The organism is Pseudomonas sp. PICF141, from assembly GCF_002286815.1.
Classification (GTDB): Bacteria; Pseudomonadota; Gammaproteobacteria; order Pseudomonadales; family Pseudomonadaceae; genus Aquipseudomonas.
On the sequence record NZ_MUNM01000054.1, the window covers coordinates 155,173 to 171,343 of the forward strand.

General features: G+C 57.7%; 13 protein-coding genes. 6 read left to right on the forward strand and 7 right to left on the reverse strand.

Going from position 1 to position 16,171, the window contains the following annotated elements; translation table 11 throughout:
* Positions 1-4: 4 nt before the first annotated feature.
* Positions 5-1,789 (reverse strand): copper resistance system multicopper oxidase, encoded by a 1,785-nt coding sequence (locus tag BZL43_RS15255; protein ID WP_095633081.1) that lies wholly within the window; start codon positions 1,787-1,789, stop codon positions 5-7.
* A 145-nt stretch (positions 1,790-1,934) separates the two neighbouring features.
* Positions 1,935-2,639 (reverse strand): murein L,D-transpeptidase catalytic domain family protein, encoded by a 705-nt coding sequence (locus BZL43_RS15260; RefSeq protein WP_095633082.1) that lies wholly within the window; start codon positions 2,637-2,639, stop codon positions 1,935-1,937.
* An 81-nt stretch (positions 2,640-2,720) separates the two neighbouring features.
* On the opposite strand from BZL43_RS15260, the gene BZL43_RS15265 reads away from it, so the two are divergent.
* Positions 2,721-4,472: a murein L,D-transpeptidase gene (locus BZL43_RS15265; RefSeq protein ID WP_095633083.1), complete on the forward strand. Its 1,752-nt coding sequence runs from the start codon at positions 2,721-2,723 to the stop codon at positions 4,470-4,472.
* Here BZL43_RS15265 and BZL43_RS15270 read toward each other — a convergent pair.
* Complete coding sequence (locus BZL43_RS15270; protein ID WP_095633084.1) at positions 4,469-4,951, reverse strand: hypothetical protein; 483 nt, start codon at positions 4,949-4,951, stop codon at positions 4,469-4,471. The two genes, BZL43_RS15265 and BZL43_RS15270, sit on opposite strands and share 4 nt — an antisense overlap.
* 116 nt (positions 4,952-5,067) lie before the next feature.
* Entirely contained in the window at positions 5,068-5,736 is a 669-nt protein-coding gene (locus tag BZL43_RS15275) for an HAD family hydrolase (RefSeq protein WP_095633085.1), read from the reverse strand.
* A 342-nt stretch (positions 5,737-6,078) separates the two neighbouring features.
* Between BZL43_RS15275 and xth the strand changes: the two genes are divergently transcribed.
* Both xth and BZL43_RS15285 read left to right on the forward strand, forming a co-directional pair.
* The gene (gene xth / locus BZL43_RS15280) at positions 6,079-6,873 is read left to right on the forward strand and encodes an exodeoxyribonuclease III (RefSeq protein ID WP_095633086.1); all 795 of its coding nucleotides are present in this window, start codon (positions 6,079-6,081) and stop codon (positions 6,871-6,873) included.
* Positions 6,874-6,985: 112 nt separating this feature from the next.
* Positions 6,986-7,825 carry an arylamine N-acetyltransferase gene (locus tag BZL43_RS15285; RefSeq protein WP_095633087.1) on the forward strand — a complete coding sequence of 280 codons (840 nt, stop codon included), beginning with the start codon at positions 6,986-6,988 and terminating at the stop codon, positions 7,823-7,825.
* A gap of 80 nt (positions 7,826-7,905) precedes the next feature.
* Here the strand turns inward: BZL43_RS15285 and BZL43_RS15290 are convergent, their stop codons facing one another.
* Positions 7,906-8,250, reverse strand: a complete 345-nt coding sequence (locus tag BZL43_RS15290; RefSeq protein WP_095633088.1) for a BrnA antitoxin family protein — start codon at positions 8,248-8,250, stop codon at positions 7,906-7,908.
* Positions 8,251-8,253: 3 nt separating this feature from the next.
* On the reverse strand, positions 8,254-8,535 hold the full coding sequence (locus tag BZL43_RS15295) for a BrnT family toxin (protein ID WP_095633089.1): 282 nt from the start codon (positions 8,533-8,535) through the stop codon (positions 8,254-8,256).
* Between the two features lie 253 nt (positions 8,536-8,788).
* On the opposite strand from BZL43_RS15295, the gene BZL43_RS15300 reads away from it, so the two are divergent.
* Both BZL43_RS15300 and BZL43_RS15305 read left to right on the forward strand, forming a co-directional pair.
* Entirely contained in the window at positions 8,789-10,306 is a 1,518-nt protein-coding gene (locus BZL43_RS15300) for a nucleobase:cation symporter-2 family protein (protein WP_095633090.1), read from the forward strand.
* 870 nt (positions 10,307-11,176) lie between these two features.
* Positions 11,177-13,636 carry a glucan 1,4-alpha-glucosidase gene (locus tag BZL43_RS15305; protein ID WP_095633091.1) on the forward strand — a complete coding sequence of 820 codons (2,460 nt, stop codon included), beginning with the start codon at positions 11,177-11,179 and terminating at the stop codon, positions 13,634-13,636.
* 473 nt (positions 13,637-14,109) lie between these two features.
* On the opposite strand, the gene BZL43_RS15310 is transcribed toward BZL43_RS15305, so the two are convergent.
* Complete coding sequence (locus BZL43_RS15310; RefSeq protein ID WP_095633092.1) at positions 14,110-15,129, reverse strand: substrate-binding domain-containing protein; 1,020 nt, start codon at positions 15,127-15,129, stop codon at positions 14,110-14,112.
* 676 nt (positions 15,130-15,805) lie between these two features.
* On the opposite strand from BZL43_RS15310, the gene BZL43_RS15315 reads away from it, so the two are divergent.
* Positions 15,806-16,171 (forward strand): carbohydrate porin (locus BZL43_RS15315; protein ID WP_143517863.1); only part of this gene is annotated, 366 nt, incomplete at its 3' end.

Below are 16,171 nucleotides of genomic sequence, written 5' to 3' on the forward strand. Positions count from 1 at the left end.
CGCCTCATTCTTCCACGCGAACTTCACGGAACATGCCCATTTCCATGTGATACAGGAGATGGCAGTGATAGGCCCAGCGGCCTAGCGCGTCGGCGGTGACCCGGTAGCTGCGCTTTGATCCCGGTGGCATGTCGATGGTGTGTTTGCGCACCATGAACTGGCCGTTCTCGTCTTCGAGGTCGCTCCACATGCCGTGCAGGTGAATGGGGTGAGTCATCATGGTGTCGTTGACCAGCACCACACGAATGCGCTCGCCGTACTTGAGTCGCAGCGGTTCGGCGTCGGAGAATTTCACGCCGTTGAACGACCAGGCGAACTTCTCCATGTGGCCGGTGAGGTGCAGCTCGATCGTGCGACCGGGCTCGCGGCCATCCGGGTCTTCGAAGGTGCTGCGCAAGTCGGAATAAGTCAGCACTCGACGGCCGTTGTCGCGCAGGCCCAGGCCCGGATCGTTGAGTTTCGGCGAGGTGCTCATGGCTTGCATGTCCACGAGGGGGTTGTCCTTTTCCGTGTCCGGATGGGATTGCATACCGGCCATGGCCATGCTGCTGTGATCCATCCCGGCCATGTTGTCCATGCCCTGCATGTCACCGCCGTCCATGCCCGTCATGCCTTGCGTGGCACTGTGATCCATCCCCGCCATGTCGCCGCCCATGCTGCCGTGATCCATACCGCCCATGCCCATGTCATCCATGGTCACCAGGGGGCGCGGATCCAGCGCTGGCACTGGCGCCGACAACCCGGCTTTCACCGCAAGGGTGCCTCGGGCATAACCGGATCGATCCATCGATTGGGCGAACAAGGTGTAGGTGTCCTGGGTCGGCTCAACGATGACATCGAACGTCTCCGCCACCGCGATGCGGAACTCGTCGACGCTCACCGGTTTGACGTGTTGGCCATCCGCGGCGACCACGGTCATTTTCAGGCCGGGGATGCGCACGTCGAAGTAGGTCATGGACGAGCCGTTGATGAAACGCAGTCGCAGCTTTTCGCCGGGGCGGAATACCCCTGTCCAGTTCATATCCGGCGCCTGGCCGTTCATCAAGTAGGTGTACGTGGCGCCGCTGACATCCGCCAGATCGGTGGGGTTCATTTTCATCTCGGCCCACATCTTGCGATCGGCAACCGTCGAGCCCCAGCCTTTTTCGCTGACGTCATGGATGAAATCGCCCACGGTGCGTTTGTGGTAGTTGTAGTAGTCCGATTGTTTCTTGAGTTTGCTCATCAGGCCGACGGCGTCTTCGTCGGTCCAGTCGGTCAACATCACCACGTAATCGCGCTCGTACTGGAACGGCTCCGGTTCCCTGGCGTCGATCACCAGTGGTCCGTAAACCCCGGACTGTTCCTGAAAGCCGGAATGGCTGTGGTACCAGTAAGTGCCGTTCTGCCGGACCTTGAACGTGTAGACGTACATTCCGTCCGGCTCGATGCCGTGAAAGCTCAGGCCCGGCACGCCGTCCATGTTGGCAGGCAGCAAGATGCCGTGCCAGTGAATGGAGGTGGTGTCCTTGAGTCTGTTTTTCACCCGCAGCGTGACGGTGTCGCCTTCACGCCAGCGCAGCAGGGGACCGGGAATGCCGCCGTTGATGGTCATTGCCGATCGAGGATTGCCGGTGATGTTGACCGGGGTGTCGCCGATGAACAGGTCGAACTCGGTACCGGCCAGTACGTTCGGTTCGCCGGGGCTGGTGACTGCCCAGACTGGCGTGCGCCACAGCCCGAGGCCAGCGAGCACTCCTCCTGCGGCGAGGCCTTTCACGAAGGTGCGTCTTGAAGTGTTGGAATGCATGCCGTTTTGGTTCCCGTCCGTCAGCCGATGAAGCCCACACTTCCAACCTGAGCGGGGAAGAGCGCTTTATGAGGTAGAGGCTAACGGGCGACGCCTTTCAGCAGACTGAGGCCAAGATTACATTTCTGACAGTTTCATGCTGTGTTCAATGATTTGCAGTCGGCCTGGCGGAGTCCGCCACGGTAGCGTTACCACAATTGATATACGAGGAAGACTTCAACCAGCGCTGATCCGGATAATAAGAAAACAACAACTGCCCATCCTTCATCGAGTCGATCAACTGATGCGCAATCGCAGGTCTTACAGCCGGGCAACCCAGGCTTCTGCCGATCCGGCCATTCGTTCGCGCCAGGTCAGGACTGACATACGGCGCACCATGAATGACGATCGCGCGCTCGAATGCATTGTCGTTGAAACCGGGCTCCAGACCTTCCATACGCAACGAATAACCGTTCTGCCCAACATAGCTGGATTGGGTGCGATACAAACCGAGACTGGTGGCGAAACTGGCATTGCGGTTGGAGAACTGACGGGCCATGTTCTCGCCGCTGTTGCGACCATGGGCGACCAGTTCGTGGAACAATAACTTGCGTTTCTTAAGGTCGAATACCCAAAGACGTTGCTCGGTGGAGGGCAGGGAGTAATCGATGACGGCTAGCCTTTGAGCCGGGACCGCGCCTTGGGATCGGCTGCATTGGGAAGCGCGTACGGCCAGGGCAATCACCTTGGCGTTGGCATTAGGGGCCGCTTTGATGAGGGCGGCTTCAAGTGAATCGGCGTAGGCTGCCGGTAAGGTACACGCGGTCAGCAACAGGGCCGTTATTAAAAAGCCGAAGCGGTCTTGGGCCATACGCAAGTCTCATCTGATAATTTCGAGTCTAGCAGCGCGCACGACGCTAGTCGGTTGAAAACGGGAGATTAAGGATTATCCATGGGGCAGTTAACAAGGTTATTCGTCATAAGCCGCATATTTTTTATGGGCTTTCTGATAAGCGGCAGCGCAATTGCAGAAACTTCGCCGATTGAGCCGTCAACTCCCGTTAGCGTGGCTGCGGATGCCGCCCCCGGCGATTTTGTCGGTCAGGCGATTCAGGCGGCGCTGGCGCCTTTGAGTTCGGCGTTCCCTCCGTTGCTCACCTCACCACGTCATCAACGGGTCGACGTTAACCGGGTCGTGCTGGATTTTTATAGTCATCGAGGCTATCGCGCCGCCTGGACGGACGATGACGATGTCGTCCAATTATTGAAAAGCCTCAGCAATACCGAAATCGATGGCCTGGACCCTGATGATTTTCGAGTTGCCGACCTGGTCACGGCCAGAACATCGATGCAGGCAACTGCGCCCACCCCCGGGCAACAGGCCGCTTTTGATATTTCGGCCACCCAGGCATTTATTACGGCGCTGCTGCAGTTGCGCCGCGGCAAGGTCGACCCTTCGCGGCTGGACATCCATTGGAATTTCGATCCGGTGGACATAGACCCTCGGGAGGACGTCAATCTTTTCTTCGCCGCCCTCGACAGTCACAACGTCGCGCACGCGTTCGCCCAGGCGCCACCACAAGAAGCGGTGTATGGCACGTTGCGACAAGGCCTGGCGCAATTGCGCAAGGTTCGCGACAGTGGCGGCTGGCCAAAGATTCCGGCAGGACAGACGCTCAGGCCCGGCATGGATGACGCCTCGGTGGCGCAGTTGCGAGCCCGTTTGGTGGCCGGTGGTTATCTGGCCCCACACATGAGCGGGCGCACCGATTACGACGACACGGTCACGGCGGCAGTGAAAAAGTATCAGAGCGAACAGTATCTTGGGGCGGACGGTGTGGCAGGGCCGGCAACACTGGCGGCATTGAACGTACCGGTCGAGGCGCGAATCGATCAGGTCCGCGTGAACATGGAGCGGGCGCGGTGGCTGCTGTACAAACTCAAGGGCACTTTTGTCATTGTCGACATTGCCGGGTACAAGGTTTCGTTCTATCGCGATGGCAAGCTGATATGGCGCTCTCGAGTGCAGGTGGGTAAACCGTATCGCAGTACACCGATTTTTCAATCCGAGATCACCTACATCACGTTCAACCCGACCTGGACTGTGCCGCCGACCATTCTGGTCCAGGACATGTTGCCGAAGATTCGCAATAACCCAGGCTATCTCGATGCAAACCGGATTCGTGTGATCGATCAGGACGGCAACGTGCTCGACCCGTCGACCGTCGATTGGAGCAACCCGCGCGGCCTTACGTTGCGTCAGGATGCAGGGCCGGATAACTCGCTGGGGCAGGTGGTGATTCGCTTTCCCAATGATTACGCCATTTATCTGCACGACACCCCACATCGCGAATTGTTTGCGCAATCCAATCGTGCGACCAGTTCCGGCTGTATTCGGGTAGAAAACCCGCTGCAATTGGTGGAGTTGTTGTTCAACGACCCGGTTCGCTGGAACAGCGACGGGATTCAAAAGCAGTTAGCCAACGGCAAGACAGAGAACATCAGGCTTCCCGTGAAAGTGCCGGTGCTGTTGGCCTACTGGACGGTGGACCTGAGCCTTGATGGGCGAGTGACGTTCAAACCCGATGTATATGGGTACGACAAGCCGGTATTGCGGGCGCTGAATCTGCCTTCGGAACGGCCAACGCTGGACGGGAGGCGAGCGGCGCCTCCCTCGATGGCGGTGGGGCAGAACAAGCTTTAAAGCCCAAGCCCTTCTTGCACCGCAAGAAGCAGGTTGTGTTCGGTCAGCGCGATCGCATCCGGTTGTTGTCCGGATTGATCGATCGCCTGAAGCCACCAGTGCGTCTCGCCGTGTTCATCGACGGTGCGCAACAGGGCGAGTTCCTTGCCTTGCGAGTGGATTTCGACCCGCCCGGCCCCGTCGGTGGTGAAGCGGGCGACGGGGTCGAAGGTGATGCTGTGGTGATTACCGTCGATCAGCAGTTGGTCGATGGCGTAGTCGTGGGGTGTTCCGTCCGGGGCACTCTCGAATACGTGAGTGGCATTGCGTCGTAATTTCAGACCCACCTCGATCAGTGGCTGAAGCCACGTTTCGATCTGGTGATACAAGTCGTAGACCTGGCCCGGCCAGCTGTCGATGACCTGATCGGCGATGGTCGCGTCGGCACTGGTTTGCCGGGATTGTTTCAGCTTCTCGGCGAGCTCATCTGCTTTACTCATGTCGATTTCCTGTCGTGATGTCAGTTAATCGTAGCCCCTTCAAGATAATGCGGTTTTGCCTTGGATCATATTGGATCATGGGATTGAAACACCGCATGACAAAACAAGCCTGGCTCCTACGAAATGCTATGTACCGACCCTGATTGACCTTGCTGTACGGGCAACCCAAGTGCCACCAGTTCTTCACGCAATTGTCCCGGGTTGAAGAACTGAACCGCATGAAAGCCTTCCCGGCGTGCTCCTTCGATGTTCGGCGCATGATCATCGATGAACACCGCACGATGGCTATCAACGTCAAATCGGGATAGCAGCAACTGAAAAATCTCTGGCGAAGGCTTGATGATTCCTTCCTCTCCCGATACCAGAATGCCTTCGAATCTCTGCAAGAACTCAAAACGCTCAAGGGCAATCGGAAAGGTTTCGGCCGACCAGTTGGTCAACGCCAATAATCGCAGGCCTTTGCCGTGCAGTTCATCGAGGATGTTGACCGTTTCATCGATGGCGCCGTCGAGCATTTCCTCCCAGCGCTCGCGATAGGCGCGAATCAATGCCTCTTGGGATGGATGCCGGGCGATGGCTTCCTCAATTGCCTCCTGCCAGCTTCTGCCTTGGTCCTGTTGTTCATTCCAGGCGGTGTGGCAGACCTCTGACAGAAAAGTTTCCATGGCTTGCAGGTCCTCACCGAATAACTTTCGATAAAGGTTTCTCGGGTTCCAGCGGATAAGAACATTGCCCAGATCGAACACAACAGTATCGATGGATGCAGGGTAGTGCGCAGCGCTCATGTTTCTTCCTCCTGGGTAGACGGGCCTGGATTGGATCCTAACAGAGGTGGCACGCAACGGGTGCTGGCTGATTTGTGACCTTAAGTCAACGGCGCAATAGTTGGGTTATCTGCGATCTTTGAACAACGGCAGCAATGACCGCGTTGTGGTGCAGGCGATCATCAATGCGGGCAATGTCGTGAGGTTTTACCGCAGTTGTCCGGTGCGCAGGCATGCCGCGCTCCAGGCGTTTCCCGCTAAAAGCCTCGCACCTTTAGTCGCCTGTTTCGCTCGCCGCGGCAACTGCCGTGGCGCACCCCGGTCACAACTGGATACCGCCCCATCTGTTGCGAGCGTCGGATCATGAAGAACCTGAAAATCGCTACCTTCAACGTCAACGGCATGCGTGCCCGCTTGCCGAATCTGCTGGCCTGGCTTGCGCGGGAGCAGCCAGATATCGCCTGCTTGCAAGAACTCAAATCGGTCGATGGCGCATTCCCTGTCGCCGAACTGGAAGCAGCCGGGTATGGCGCCGTCTGGCACGGCCAGGTGTCGTGGAACGGGGTGGCGATTCTGGCGCGCGATGCGCAGCCGTTGGAGAGCCGGCGCGGTTTGCCAGGTGACGACAGCGATACTCATAGCCGCTACGTGGAAGCCGCCGTGCACGGGGTTCTGGTGGGATGTCTGTACCTTCCCAATGGCAACCCGCAGCCGGGGCCGAAATTCGATTACAAACTGGCGTGGTTCGAGCGTCTGATTTCGCACGCCAAGGATCTGCAGAGCAGCGACCATCCGGTAGTGCTGGCCGGTGATTACAACGTGGTACCCACCGATCTGGACATCTACAACCCGCGCTCCTGGCTCAAGGATGCGCTGCTTCAACCCGAGAGTCGCGCGTGTTATCAGCGATTGCTGGATCAGGGCTGGACCGATTCCCTGCGTTTTCTGTACCCAGAGGAGCGGATCTACACCTTCTGGGATTATTTCCGGCAGCACTGGCAGAAAAACTCCGGGTTGCGCATCGATCATCTGCTGCTCAACCCGGCCTTGAGTCCTTACCTGCAGGAGGCGGGTGTCGATGCCTGGGTTCGCAACGAACCTCATGCCAGCGATCATGCACCGGCATGGATTCGAGTGGGTTCGCGCAAGCGTCGATAACCTTGGCAGGTGTTGTGATTGGCTAAATCAATTGTCAGTCCGGCGGTGTTTTCCCTTATACATGGCGCCCATCGGTGGAGTGATCCGCGGACCCTGCAAAAAGGATTGAGCGATGAGCGAGACACAGCTGACGAATCTTGCGCTGTACCTGCAACGCCTGGGCTTCGATACGCCTCCGGCGCCTACCCTGGAAACCCTGCACCAACTGCAACTGCGCCACACCAGCGCCTTCCCGTTCGAAAACCTCACCACGTTATTGGGCGAACCGGTGCTGATCGATCTGCCGTCCATCGAGCAGAAAGTATTGCACGACGGTCGCGGTGGCTACTGCTATGAACTCAACCACCTATTCCTGGCCTTGCTTCAGGCGCTGGGCTTCGATGCACGTGGCATCACGGGTCGCGTGGTCATGGGCCAGCCCGAAGGCGCCTGGACCGCTCGAACGCACCGCTTGAGCCTGGTGATTCTCGACGGCGTGCGCTACATCACTGACGTCGGTTTCGGCGGCATGGTGCCCACCGCACCGCTGATGCTGGATACCGAAGATGAGCAGTTCACTCCCCATGAGCGCTATCGCATCGAACCTCACGTCGATGGCTACACCTTGCACGCTAACGTCGGGGGGGAATGGCGGGCGATGTACATCTTCGACCTGCAACGTCAGGAAGACATCGATTACACCCTCGGCAACTGGTACGTCTCGACCCATCCGGAATCGCCCTTTCTCAAGCAATTAATGGTGGCGCGAACAGGGGAAGGGGAGCGGCGCACGCTGAACAACGGCAGTTTTGCCATTCATCGCACGGGCAGCGAGAGCGAGCGACGGCAGGTAGCGGATGTGGATGAGTTGATCGGGTTACTGGAAAGTGAATTCGGGATTCGAGTGCCGGCGCAGGACGTGTTGAAGCGAGTGCTTGAACGGTTGATTGAGCCTGTGTCGCAGGAAAACTGAGCCCCATGTAAAGGGGGGCGGATCCGACCAATTCGCCCCTTTTCTTTGATCGAGCCACCGTGGGTGTTTTGGCTTTGTGTCTAGGAACGAACTTCAAGCTCCATCACATGATGGATTTCGCTGAGAACCTCGGACAACTTTTTCTCCAGGCTTTTCAGCTCGGAGGCGGTGAGGCCTTTTTTGAGATGCCCGACATGGGCAGCAGCGGTGTTCTGATCAGGCTTCGCCTTTTTGCCTTTATCGCTGAGCAATGCCTGGCGCAGAGTATTGTTGATCACCGTCTGGTAGCCATATCCCTCGCTTTCTGCCAACGCACGCGCGGCCTCTATGACGACATCATCGAGCATGATGGTGATTCGGGTCTTGCCTTTGCTGGAGGCAACCGCCCCACGCTTGGCATTGCTGAAGTCGTATTCATCTTTCATCGGTCAAGCCTCCATATAGTGGCGACGCTCGTTTTTGGTGGCGATGCGCGCGGAAATGATTCGTACGAAATTCGGGTCGCGGTAGGTGTATGCAACGACCAGCAGCCGACCTTTTGCGTCCAGTCCGATGATGATCCATCGCTGCTCATCATGGTGGTTGTCCTGAAGCGTCAACGCTCGTTCGTCATAAAACACGTGTTCTGTCTCGGCGAGGCTGATGCCTTGGTGCTTCAGTTTGTTGGCCGCGTTCTTTGCCTTGTGGTATTGAATTTCGAATGGCTTCATTATGCATACTTTATATGTATAAGCGAGGGGGCGGCCGTGCCGGCGGTCGCTTGGAAAGCAAAAGATTAGCGGTGAGGAGGGCAAGGGGAGGAGGGATGTATTTCAAGAGTTTTAGGCTGGGAGCTATACGGCGAAAGGGCTGTGTGAATATCTGTCCGTAATCTGACTGATTGGTTGTATACAACTCTATGGACATTTGTCCTGACTATTGAATACAGTGTGCGCACAACAAAAACCAGGGAACCCCCCAACCATGAAAACGCCCCATGTTTCACACCAACGGCCTGAGGATGAGAATCTCGGGATCGGCGCGAATATGGCTTATGGCCTGCAACACGTTCTGACCATGTATGGCGGTATTGTCGCGGTGCCTTTGATCATCGGCCAGGCGGCTGGGCTTTCGCCGGCGGACATCGGTTTGTTGATTGCTGCTTCATTGTTTGCAGGGGGGCTGGCGACATTGCTGCAAACCCTGGGCTTACCGTTTTTCGGTTGTCAGTTGCCGCTGGTGCAGGGCGTGTCGTTCTCTGGCGTTGCAACCATGGTGGCGATTGTCAGCAGCGGTGGAGAAGGCGGCTTTCAGTCGATTCTCGGGGCGGTGATTGCCGCGTCACTGATCGGCTTGCTGATCACGCCGGTATTCTCGCGAATCACCAAGTTCTTTCCGCCGTTGGTAACCGGCATTGTGATCACCACTATCGGCCTGACGCTGATGCCGGTGGCCGCGCGCTGGGCCATGGGCGGCAATAGTCATGCCCCGGACTTCGGCAGCATGGCCAACATCGGCCTGGCGGCGGTGACGCTGGTGCTGGTGCTGTTACTGAGCAAAGTCGGCAGTGCGACCATCTCCCGTTTGTCGATCCTGCTGGCGATGGTCATCGGCACAGTCATCGCTGTGTTTCTCGGCATGGCGGATTTCTCGTCCGTCACCCAAGGCCCGATGTTCGGCTTCCCGGCACCGTTTCATTTCGGCATGCCGACCTTCCACTTCGCCGCGATCCTGTCGATGTGCATCGTGATCATGGTGACCCTGGTGGAAACCTCGGCCGACATTCTGGCCGTCGGTGAAATCATCGACACCAAAGTCGACTCCAAACGTCTGGGCAATGGCCTGCGCGCCGACATGCTGTCGAGCATGATCGCGCCGATCTTCGGCTCCTTCACCCAGAGCGCCTTCGCCCAGAACGTCGGGCTGGTGGCGGTCACCGGAATCAAGAGCCGTTTTGTGGTGGCCACCGGCGGTGTGTTCCTGGTGGTGCTCGGTTTACTGCCCTTCATGGGCCGGGTCATCGCCGCTGTGCCAACCTCCGTCCTCGGCGGTGCTGGCATCGTGTTGTTCGGCACCGTGGCGGCCAGCGGTATTCGGACACTGTCCAAGGTCGACTACCGCAACAATGTCAACCTGATCATCGTCGCCACCTCCATCGGTTTCGGCATGATCCCCATCGCCGCACCGAATTTCTACGACCACTTCCCTGACTGGTTCGCAACGATCTTCCATTCGGGCATCAGCTCCTCGGCGATCATGGCCATCGTGCTGAACCTGGCCTTCAACCACCTCACCGCCGGCAACTCGGATCAACAATCGGTGTTTGCCGCCGGTACCGAGCGCGTCTTGCGTTATCAGGATCTGGCAGCCTTGCGGGAAGGGGATTACTTCAGCGAAGGCAAGCTGCGTGACTGCGACGGGAACGAGATTCCGGTGGTGGAGACAGAGCATGAGCATGCCGGGCCGCGGGCGGCGCATGCGAAAAGCAGTGAGCATGTCTGACGGCGGTACCTGGTAAAAAGGCAGGTAGATCAAAAGATCGCAGCCTGCGGCATTTCCTGCATGATCCGTTTCGTCGCGTACGAAACGGATCGCATCCGGTCGGGATAAAACGCGACCGGTGTAGGAGCTGCCCCGGGCTGCGATCTTTTGAATTTATGGCGAGCACAAAAAAGCCTCTGAATCTTTCGATTCAGGGGCTTTTCGATTTTGGACTCGAACAGAAAAATAAGCCCCTCTTTTTACAATGAAACTGTGCTGATTTCTAAAATTTCTATCCCTACGATTATCCTAATCAAACCAGTATTTTATGCGAATTCGTCGCCTCCTAGTTGGGAATCAAAATCCTTTAGATAGTCCCGTCACCCACGCCGCAGTGAGTAAAGATTTGCCGTCAGGAGCAACCCGAAATCCTTTCCTGCCTCAACACGTGCTCCGTCCGGGCGAATTATCGTTACTCCGCCGCCAATATTTGAAACGACATAACCGCCATCTGGGGTCTGGACAACTCCGACCGGCGTTTGTAGATCGTCAATGACTGTCTCCAGTTGGCCATTTTCGGTTACGACGAGAATCTGGTTGGTGCGCCGGTTGGCGATTAGCAAACGCCTGCGCGATCAAAGCCAATCCCGGCCGGCGTGGCTAGTCGCTGGTGTGTTCCAAACTTTTTCACGTAAGCACCGATCACGCACGGAAAATCTCTCTTGTGTCTTTTGTTGGCTTGTTATAGCCTTTTCCAAAGCGCTTTGGATTGTTTAAAAGCGTCGATTTAACAATCAAAAGCGCTTCTGTTTAGCGTGTTGGTTGCAACGACAAAAAATAAAAATAAGTTGGAGACATGCGATGCTTAAGACAGCGAGAAGGGTCCCGGTTATGCAGCAGTCAGTAAGGTTCCGAAAAACACTGCTGGGCGCCATGATCGGTACTCTGGTCATCTGCCAGAATGCGGGCGCTGACCCGTCGAAAGTGGCCCCGGGCGTCCCGGGCGCCGCGCCGTTCTGGTCCTATTCGGGCAAGACCGGTATCGGCACCTCCTACGAGCAGTACAAGGACGGGCAGTACTCCTCTGAGGCGGCCACCGGCGAGGTCTCGAAAGTCTGGTTCTCTCTGGCCAAGGGCGTCGTCACCGAAACCATGTTCGGGCTGATCCACGAAGCCCAGCTCAGGGAGCTGCAACTTGTCGTCCAGGGGCCGGACTTCGTCGATCTGGAGACCGAAGACACCGACAGCGAAATCAGCTACCTGTCGGTCGACAGCGAGGGACGTCCCAACTCACTCGCCTACAAGATCGTCAACCGCGACAAGCAGGGCCTCTACGAGATCGAAAAGCACATCTTCACTGATCCCGACGCCAACGCCCTGATGATTCGGGTAATCTTTCGCAGCAAGGACCCGCGCATCCAGGTCTATTTGCACGTCGATCCGGCCGTCGGCAACGACGGCAGTGGAGACACCGCCTTCGTCGACAATCGGGCGCTGTACGCCCAGCAAGGCGAGACGACCCTGGTGGTCAAGGCCAGCCGGCCCCTGGAACGGCCCACTGTCGGCTTTGCCGGGGTTTCTGACGGTCTGACCGACCTCAAGGACGGCACCCTCGACAACCTGTACGACAGCACAGGACCATCGCAGCCTGGTAACGTCGCTATGCTGGCACGTTTGCCCCAGACAGGCACCGAGACCACGCTCGATCTGGTCGTCGGCTTCGGCCACAGCCGCCAGCAGGCGGACCAGGCCGCAGACGCCACCCTGACGCGGGGCTATGCCAAGGTACTGGCCCACTACAACGGCGAAGGCCCGGCGATCGGCTGGCAGGATTACCTGCAATCCCTGTCCTCCCTGCCGGCCATGTATGCGCAGAGCACTGACAAGGGCAAGCTGCTCAACGTTAGCGCCATGGTCCTCAAGGCACAGGAGGACAAGAGCAACGCCGGCGCGCTGATTGCCTCCCTGTCCAACCCCTGGGGCGAGACAGTCCCGGCCACCCAGGGCACCACCGGCTATAAGGCGGTCTGGCCGCGTGACTTCTACCAGTGCGCCATGGCCCTGCTGGCCCTCGGCGATAAGCAGACCCCGAAGGTAGCCTTCGAATACCTGAAGAAGGTCCAGGTCACCGCCGATACTCCGACCATGCAGACCGAAACCTCGTCCAAAAACCATGAGCAGAAGCAGGGCGGTAAGCCAGGCGCGACCGGCTGGTTCCTGCAAAAGACCCACGTCGACGGCGAGGTCGAATGGGTCGGGGTCCAGCTCGACCAGACTGCCATGCCCATTATGCTGGGTTACAAGCTGTGGAAGGCCGGGGTGCTGGACGACACTCAGATCAAGCACTGGTACCAGAGCATGCTCAAGCCTGCGGCGGAGTTCCTGAGCGAAGGCGGCAATGTGAAGATGGGCTGGAACGACTGGAAGGTCGTCCCGCCGCAGACCCAGCAGGATCGCTGGGAAGAACAACCGGGCTATTCGCCCTCGACCACCGCGGCGGTCATCGCGGGCCTGGTCTTAGCCTCCGAAGTCGCGACTCAGACGGGGGATGGCGAGGCGGCCAAACGCTTCCTGGCCACGGCTAAGGGTTATTCGGACAGGGTCGAGAAGAGCATGTTCACCCAGAGCGGCAGCTTCGGCGACGGACGCTACTACCTCCGTATCACCGGGAACGACGACCCCAACGAAGGCAAGCCTCTGCTCGACAACAACAGCCGTCCGGGCCTGCCGGAGAGCCAGATTCTCGATGCCGGCTTCCTCGAACTGGTGCGCTACGGCGTCCGTCCGGCTACCGATTCGCACATCGTCAGTAGCCTGGACGAATTGGACAGCCAGGAGCTGCCCGAGAACCTGAAGGTCAAGTACGACTTCACCTTCCCTGGCGTCGAGGGCGTGTTTCCCGGCTGGCGCCGCTACGGCAACGACGGCTACGGCGAGAGCGAGGTCTCTGCCATCAACTACCCAGCCACCGGAGTACCTGTGCCGAACTCCGGATTGCGCGGCCGCGTCTGGCCGATTTTCACCGGCGAGCGTGGTCATTACGAGCTGGCCCGCAGCAAGGGCCAACTGCCGCCGGGGGTCAAGGCGTTGAGCGCCGAGCAGCTTGCGCAGCTTAAGAACACCTACGTCAAGGCCATGGAGCTGTTCGCCAACGACGGTCTGATGCTGCCGGAACAGGTCTGGGACGGCGTGGGCAACAACCGCCGGCACGGTTACGTGAAAGGTGAAGGCACGGACACCGCCACTCCTCTGGCCTGGAGTCACGCCGAATACATCAAGCTAGTCCGCTCTCTGACCGACCAGGCAGTCTGGGACCACTATCCCGTCGTCTCGGAAAAGCTCTCGCAGTGATTTGAGCGAGCAACGGGCGCCAGGCTGCGTGTGCACCATCTCTTGGCGCCATCCATCCACAACAAGAAAGGTTTTCATATCCAAACATGCCTCCGTAACCTCTCGCCCATCGGCCGTGCCTGTGCACACAGCCTTTCTCGTCGCCGTCTGTGCCGGCGTCCTGCCGCTAAGCCCGGTTAGCTCCGCTTGGGCGGAGGCCTCCAAGGCGCAGACTCGAACTGGCGACAGCACTGTCACAGTGTTGGCAGGTTGCTGAGCTGACCTCTACATACCTAGGCCCAGAAATGCACATCCTTATCCTGAGGCGCTTCGCGTCACGCACCCGAGGCAGGAGCCGTATGTGGTAGTTCTGCACGTACGGATCTGTGCGGGGTGGGGGCAGGTAGCTGTCATCCCTGTCGCGACCGTCCGTGCTTCTATCTGTGGATAACTGAAGGCAACAGTACCTATAAAGCAGGTGGAATTACTGTGGTTCAGATGTTAACTGGGCAGGGGCCATCGGAGGTGCCGATTTTCAAGGTGGGCTGCCACAGTACCTGAAGGTTTTCAGGTGATTCGCCGTCAAGCAGTGCGAGCATCAACTCTATGAGTTTCCTACCGACGGCGAGAGGTTCGGAGGATTGTAGGGCAGTGATGTCGTACCCCATGAACGCGTCCGGCGGCAGACCGTCATGGACAATGATCGACATTTCGTTGCGCAGTTCGACGCCCGCTTCAATGAGTGCACGCAGGGCGCCAGCGCCGGCGGGAGGGTTATCCACAATGACTGCGGTCGGTCGAGGATTACATGAGAGGAGGCGAGTCATGGCCTCGTATCCCCCGGCACGATCCAGGGTGCCTTCCACCATGTACTGCTGTTCTATCGGCAGTTGCGCGTCCCCCATCGCTTTGAGATATCCCTCGCGGGATTGAGTCACAAAATACAGATCCTGTGGTCCGCTCAGTAGGGCTATACGCTGGTGATTAAGGCTAACCAGTCGCTCCACAGCCATGCGCAGTCCCGCTGCTGTGTCGAAGTCGAGCCAGGCATACGGCGCAGGAAGGATACTCCGACCGTAGGCAACAAACGGGATGCCTTTCTGGGCAAGATACGACAACCGGGCATCGTTCAATCGAGTTCGGGCCACAACCATCCCGTCTATGCGTCGTCCCTCGATCATGCGTTGGTAGGTGCGGATTTCATCGGTTTTAGAGGCTGAAGCAAGCATCAGATCCATATCCGATTTGCCCAAGGCTTCGGTCATGCCGGAGACCACTTGTAGAAAGTATGGATCGTCAAGGTCATGGATCATAAGCGGATAGATGATGCCGATGGCATCTGCGCGGCCGGTAGCCAATCGACGTGCCACGGGACTGGGGCGATAGCCCGCGGCGGCGGCCGCGGTCACGATTCGTTCTCGGGTTTTTTCGCTGACATCCGTGTAGCCATTTAGGGCACGACTGACCGTTGTCTGTGACAACCCCAGCTTATTGGCAAGTTCTTTGAGATTCATACGACGATGATTGACCTGAAAGGCGAGAGCGCTGTGTGATTGCACAAAACGCCATAATTTTTGGATTTTCTCGAATACTACATTTCCCCACCTACATCCTCAAAGCGCTTTGCCTGGCCCGAACGGTGGCCCCTTGAGCAATCTGCGTAATTATCACTGGGTATCCCCTCTCACTTGAACGATTGCACAGGTGGTGGCATTGGCGGCTGTCAGTCGCTGGCGTGTTCCAAACCTTTTCACGTAAGCACCGATCACGCACGGAAAATCGCTCTTGTGTCTTTTGTTGGCTTGTTATAGTCTTTTTCCAAAGCGCTTTGGATGATTGGAAAAGCGTCGATCTAAACAATCAAAAGCGCTTTGGTTTGACGTGTTGGTTGAAACAAAAAAATAAAAATAAGTTGGAGGCATGCCATGCCTAAAACAGCGAGAAGGGTCCGGTTGGTCGCCCTCATTCATGCGGGAGTCTGTGCTGGCACAGCCGGAAAATAAGATGAGAGCTTCCGGGCTGTTGAAGCATTCGGTTGGCAGGCAATCGAGAATTTTGGCGGTCAGTTGGTGGGCATTTATCAGCGTTATATCGCCCCAAACGGGTCGCAGACTTGGGTATCCAAACTGCGTGGGGGTTTTTACGCGCAGGTTTTGCCGGATGAGCACAATAAAAATAATGGGGTGGTTCTTGAAAACAACAATAAATCTCAACCTTGTAGCGGCGGGCGTGTGCCTGGCGTTACCGTTATCGGCCCATGCGCTGGAGTTCGCCGGCTATGTGCGTAGCGGTGTCGGCACCTCGGTCAACAGCAGTTCCCAGTCATGTTTTCAATTGCCGGGCGCGCAGTCGAAATACCGCCTCGGCAATGAATGCGAACAGTATGCGGAGCTGGAGTTGCGTCAGGATCTGTTCACCCTGGACGACGGCTCGGTACTCAGTGTCGATGGCATGGCTTCGCTGTATAACCAGTACGACCGCAGCCTGACGTTCAACGGGGATAACGGTTCGGTGCGCATGCCGCAGCTGTATGCGCAATGGTCGAACATGCCCAGC

What these genes read in the sequence shown, in the direction of transcription:
- BZL43_RS15265 (WP_095633083.1), top strand. Translation starts at nt 2,721, where the DNA reads ATGGGGCAGTTAACAAGGTTATTCGTCATAAGCCGCATATTTTTTATG.
- BZL43_RS15260 (WP_095633082.1), bottom strand. Translation starts at nt 2,639, where the DNA reads ATGGCCCAAGACCGCTTCGGCTTTTTAATAACGGCCCTGTTGCTGACC.
- xth (WP_095633086.1), top strand. Translation starts at nt 6,079, where the DNA reads ATGAAGAACCTGAAAATCGCTACCTTCAACGTCAACGGCATGCGTGCC.
- BZL43_RS15255 (WP_095633081.1), bottom strand. Translation starts at nt 1,789, where the DNA reads ATGCATTCCAACACTTCAAGACGCACCTTCGTGAAAGGCCTCGCCGCA.
- BZL43_RS15310 (WP_095633092.1), bottom strand. Translation starts at nt 15,129, where the DNA reads ATGAATCTCAAAGAACTTGCCAATAAGCTGGGGTTGTCACAGACAACG.
- BZL43_RS15275 (WP_095633085.1), bottom strand. Translation starts at nt 5,736, where the DNA reads ATGAGCGCTGCGCACTACCCTGCATCCATCGATACTGTTGTGTTCGAT.
- BZL43_RS15300 (WP_095633090.1), top strand. Translation starts at nt 8,789, where the DNA reads ATGAAAACGCCCCATGTTTCACACCAACGGCCTGAGGATGAGAATCTC.
- BZL43_RS15270 (WP_095633084.1), bottom strand. Translation starts at nt 4,951, where the DNA reads ATGAGTAAAGCAGATGAGCTCGCCGAGAAGCTGAAACAATCCCGGCAA.
- BZL43_RS15290 (WP_095633088.1), bottom strand. Translation starts at nt 8,250, where the DNA reads ATGAAAGATGAATACGACTTCAGCAATGCCAAGCGTGGGGCGGTTGCC.
- BZL43_RS15305 (WP_095633091.1), top strand. Translation starts at nt 11,177, where the DNA reads ATGCAGCAGTCAGTAAGGTTCCGAAAAACACTGCTGGGCGCCATGATC.
- BZL43_RS15295 (WP_095633089.1), bottom strand. Translation starts at nt 8,535, where the DNA reads ATGAAGCCATTCGAAATTCAATACCACAAGGCAAAGAACGCGGCCAAC.
- BZL43_RS15285 (WP_095633087.1), top strand. Translation starts at nt 6,986, where the DNA reads ATGAGCGAGACACAGCTGACGAATCTTGCGCTGTACCTGCAACGCCTG.